3 protein-coding genes are annotated in these 4661 nt (G+C 37.9%); 1 reads left to right on the top strand and 2 read right to left on the bottom strand.

What is annotated here, in order from left to right; genetic code table 11:
- Positions 1–471, top strand: a 471-nt coding sequence (locus tag ACQR30_RS15245; protein WP_429736617.1) for an aminotransferase class V-fold PLP-dependent enzyme, incomplete at its 5' end; no start/stop codon positions are given.
- Between the two features lie 64 nt (positions 472–535).
- Here the strand turns inward: ACQR30_RS15245 and ACQR30_RS15240 are convergent.
- Complete coding sequence (locus ACQR30_RS15240; RefSeq protein ID WP_429736616.1) at positions 536–3466, bottom strand: glycoside hydrolase domain-containing protein; 2931 nt, start codon at positions 3464–3466, stop codon at positions 536–538.
- Between the two features lie 119 nt (positions 3467–3585).
- Positions 3586–4539, bottom strand: a complete 954-nt coding sequence (locus tag ACQR30_RS15235; protein ID WP_429736615.1) for a methylenetetrahydrofolate reductase — start codon at positions 4537–4539, stop codon at positions 3586–3588.
- Between the last annotated feature and the right edge of the window lie 122 nt (positions 4540–4661).

Here is a 4661-nt window from a genome sequence, read left to right as displayed (position 1 = left end):
TCGGGCATTATGTATATGAGCGACGCATTTTTGGAAAAATACCCACCCGTTATTGGCAGTATCAATAATGTACAAAAAGAAAATAAGGGTTGGAAATTTCTTCCTTCGGTTAAGTGTTATGAATTGGGTCATTTGAATATGGTGGAGTTGAATGTTTTGAGAAAAGCTATTGTGCAAAAAAATGAAATTGGCTTAGAAAATATTGTGCGACATAACGCAGGCCTTATGCAGCGGTTATTAGAAGGCATTGTAAAACTACCGGTAAGCGTTATTGGTGAAACGAATATGAATAATCGTAGTTCTATTCTCCTATTACATGAACAAGCCGGCTTGGGTAGCTGGCTGAAGCAAAATAATATTATTGTAACACATCGTAATCAGACGCTTCGTATAGGATTACATTTTTATAATACAGTAGAACAAGTAAATACATTTTTAGAATGTGTCTCTGTTTGGGCAAAAAGGAACTAATCTGCTTAAAAGAAAAGGGAGAAACATTTTTTCGCTTCCCCCCTTTCTTAATTAGCCAAAATATTTATTCAGCTTCTAACAGCCAACCTTTTCCTGGATTTACCGGAATTTTATCGTTTAAGTTAAATGTTTTTGCCTCCTGAAAACCCTCAATTTTCCAAGCGGTTAAAATATTTTTCTTTGGTGTGAAACCAATTTTTTCCCAATTAATATTTAATGAAACGCTGGTGGTGTCATTATCCCAGCTTGCAATGGCAATTAGTAATTTCTTGCCATTTTTATAGGTGGTAGCTAAAACATTTTTATCGGAAGTCGTGGTCGCACCCGGTTGCCAGTAACCAATCATTTTTGCATCTGTAATGTCAAATCTATCCAATGCTTTCCAAATTGGTTTTGGGTTGCAAATTTTTCCATCTGTTGGCCAACCGTCCCGATTGGTCATGGCATAGATCAAACCACGCCAGGGATTTCCGCCACTAAACAACATATCTCCCATTAATCCAAATGGAATACCGGAAGTCTCCACCATCCAATTGTCTGGTTGCATTTTCTCATAATGAAAATTTTCACCGAACCATAATTTATCTATATAAGGGAAAAATTCGGTGTACTGCGTAGCGGGGCCTTTAGAAAAATCAGTATTGGAATGCAAGTCAATCATACAACCCGGTTTCACATTTTCCATCACTTTGCGCATACGTTTCAACATGGAGCGATCATATGCTACATCATCTAAATATAAGCCATCGATACCCGTGTTTTTTACCAGCCATCGTAAACCTTCAATATAATAATTGTACCAACGCGAATCCCCGCTGGTACGTATAGCTGCATCGCAGGTTTCATAGCCATTAATAGGCGTGAACCATTGTACATCATAATGATTGATCAGATGTTCACGCAGCCATGGATAGCCACCACCACGGCCGTCGCTATAAATTTCGGTACCTAAACTTCTCAACGCCCAAATTTCAGCACATTGATTAGAAAGTTCCCGAATGGTGTAGTAGATTTTTGTTTTTATATTCTCTTTGTGATATTTATCGGCAAATGCCTTCATGCTATCTGCACGAACAAAGGGATAATTGATATAAGGATTTATGCGGTTGGCGTGATGTACATTTATAACATTGACACCTGCTTTTACATCCGCTTCTGGGGGATAAGGATTGCCATAATTTTGATAATAGCGATTAGAAAATTGCGCTTTGGTATCCAGTTTTTTTACCGGTGTAATCAACAGAGAAAATTCAAAATCGAGGCTGCTATCTTTGTTGAAGAATGTTTCACCCGTAAATGTAGAAGTATTAACTACCTTATTTTCCGTATTGATGGAAAAGCCTCCAAGGTTATTATTGTACCAACTTGGCGGCGGCGCGGGGTGATATAAATTCAATAATGGACCAGAATAAGTAGCGCCTAGCAGTTGACAATAGATTCCAGCGTCGTAATTGCCAATCCAATAGGCATCTTGTGGCCCTTGCCACTTCCAGTTATATGTTAGTGGCGTATAACCGCCGTTTCTTCCAAATGGTTTGCCGGAGCCCATTCCCATAAAATATGTGGCATCGTTTTTTTCTATAGGAAGGTTAAGCGAGATATTATCTACCTTGAAGTCTTTTTTCGGTGTAATATGAATTTTGTAATGCAAATACCCATCTGATTCCATCGAGCCGGTATAAGTAATTGTATACAAATTATTTTCCGCAGAATTTTTCCATTCAACTAAACCACTTGCTTTTTTGATAAACTGCAAATCTCTAATAAGGGTTGTTCCTGCATTTTTATTTTTTATTGCAAAAGAAATAGGCTGCGCCAAAATTTGCTTATTGTTGATGGTTATTGTTTTTGGTAATCCAAATTTATCCAAAACGACATTGGCCGTTTTTGCTTTTATTTCGTTGCCGCTTACTTGCAAGGGCAGGTAGTTATTAGTATTTTTGTCGTCGATGCCGGCGCGCGAGTTGAGCCAACGTAATCTGGAAAGTCGCCATAAATCATCGTCCCCGTGATTTTTTAATAGTTGGTTGGTAACGGTTAGTTTTATTTGAACGGTTTTTTCTTGTGCATTTGCTGCTTTTATTTTTATAAAAAAAGAATAATTACCGGCTTTTGCATTTTGCGGAATATCTATGCCAAACCAAAGGGGTTGCACTTTTCCTTTGTTTACATTTACCGTTTTCTTGAAATTATTTCCTTTACTATCGACGCCACAAAGATTGAAGCATGTGCTGTTAAAGGGTGCATTAGTATAACTCGCCTCTACATTTTTTAAATCTTTTTTAGAAGCGAATATACCTAGTTGAAAAACATAATATTCGTTACGCTCTGCTGTGCCGGAGAATAGATTTGACGGGCCAGATTGAATCCATCTTAAGGGCAAGTCGTCGAACATATGAATAGCGTGTTTTCTGTCTTCGGGGAAAATCAAATAATCATCATGATTATGTTTTGCGATTAAGCCTTTTACTTCAGATTGTTTTGCTACCACTTCCATCGGGTAAAAGCTGTCAAACGCGGTTCGTGCCTGTATCTCCAAAACTTCGGCCTGTACCATATTATTAGCAGCGGTAAGATTATTTTTCATTACCCAGTTTTCGTCGGGTTTGGGTTGATTTCTTACATAGTCTCCTTGAAAACCACCTTCCCATTTATGACCGGTCCAGGGCATGTAATAGACAAAATATTTACCTGTGCCGTTATTGGGTTCAAACACAAAATCACCTGTTTCACGGTTAATAGATTTGATGAAAATATTCTTTACCGCTTCCCCTTTTTCGTTGGTAATAATTAAAACTTTTTTATTGGCATCCCAATCACGTCGGCGCCAATCCACTTTTACCTCTGCTGCATCGGTATTTTTATTTACCTGGAGGACTATTCGATGGTTACCTAAACTGTCTTTCCATAAGTTTTTGGAAATGGTAAATGGGATATGCTGTGCGAAACACTGGACACTGCTCAAAAATAAAATAGCTGTTAATATCTTCTTCATTCGTTAAATGTTGACTTGAAAGATACTAAAGTAATATACAGCAATGTGGAGCAAACGGTTGCATTAAATGACAAAAGGCCGTGCGCCGTTAGAGAGAATTTTTAAAGCAAACGGAGTCTTTAGATTATTTGCTTAACGACCTCGTAAGTATTTTGCGCTTTACCCATTGTATAAAAGTGTAATACAGGCACGCCAAATGATTTTAATTCTTTGCATTGTTCTATTAGCCATTCTATACCGATTTGCCTTACGGCTTCATCTGATTTGGCTTGCATAATAGCATTAGTCAATGGTTTCGGAATATCTATATGGAAGATGGGAGGGAGAACGGAAAGTTGCTTTTTGGTAGTTAATGGTTTCAATCCGGGAATAATGGGAACATTAATGCCTATTGCTTTACAGTCTTTTACAAAAGAAAAGAATTTTTGATTATCAAAAAACATTTGTGTCATTATATAATCCGCACCTGCATCTACTTTCGCTTTCAGCCATTTTAGATCACTTTCATAATTGGTCGCCTCCAAATGCATTTCCGGGTATCCTGCAACACCCATACAAAAATTGCTTTTACCTCCATCACGAATATCTTTATCTAAATAGACGCCGTTATTTAACTGAGAAACTTGTTTCAATAAATCTATTGCAAATCGGTGACCACCCTTTTCGGGCTCGAAACCGGGTGCATGTTTCTCCGCATCGCCCCTTAAAACCAATACGTTTTGAATTCCCAGGAAATTTAAATCTATCAATGCGTCTTCCGTATCTGGTTTGGTAAAACCGCCACAAATTATATGAGGCACGGCATCTACCCCGTAGTGGTTCATAATGGCGGCACAAATACCCACAGTTCCCGGACGCTTTCGAATGGGCACTTTTTCAAAGCTACCATCTTCTTTTTTCTTTATAATGGTTTCGCTGCGATGGTAGGTGACATTTACCCAAGACGGATTAAACTCCATTAAAGGATCTAAATGATTATAAATAGAGGAAATGTCTTTGCCCTTAAGCGGAGGTAAAATTTCAAAAGAGATCAACGTATCTTTCGCCTGTTGTATATGTTCAGTAATCTTCATTGCTTATTTTAAATGCAGTGCAAGATAATTAATTTGATAACTTGAAGTGCGGCAAATCTTTGAAATTAGAAAATAGTAGGTGCAAACACTAACAAAGCCCGGCTGTTCTGCCGAGCTTTGTT

It is taken from the genome of Arachidicoccus sp., assembly GCF_050436765.1.
GTDB lineage: Bacteria > Bacteroidota > Bacteroidia > Chitinophagales > Chitinophagaceae > Arachidicoccus.
The sequence above is the reverse complement of the archived record's forward strand: the minus strand, read 5'-3'. Positions and strand labels throughout refer to the sequence as shown.

Excerpts from the sequence above, each read along its gene's own strand:
- ACQR30_RS15240 (WP_429736616.1), bottom strand. The coding sequence starts at position 3,466 with ATGAAGAAGATATTAACAGCTATTTTATTTTTGAGCAGTGTCCAGTGT.
- ACQR30_RS15235 (WP_429736615.1), bottom strand. The coding sequence starts at position 4,539 with ATGAAGATTACTGAACATATACAACAGGCGAAAGATACGTTGATCTCT.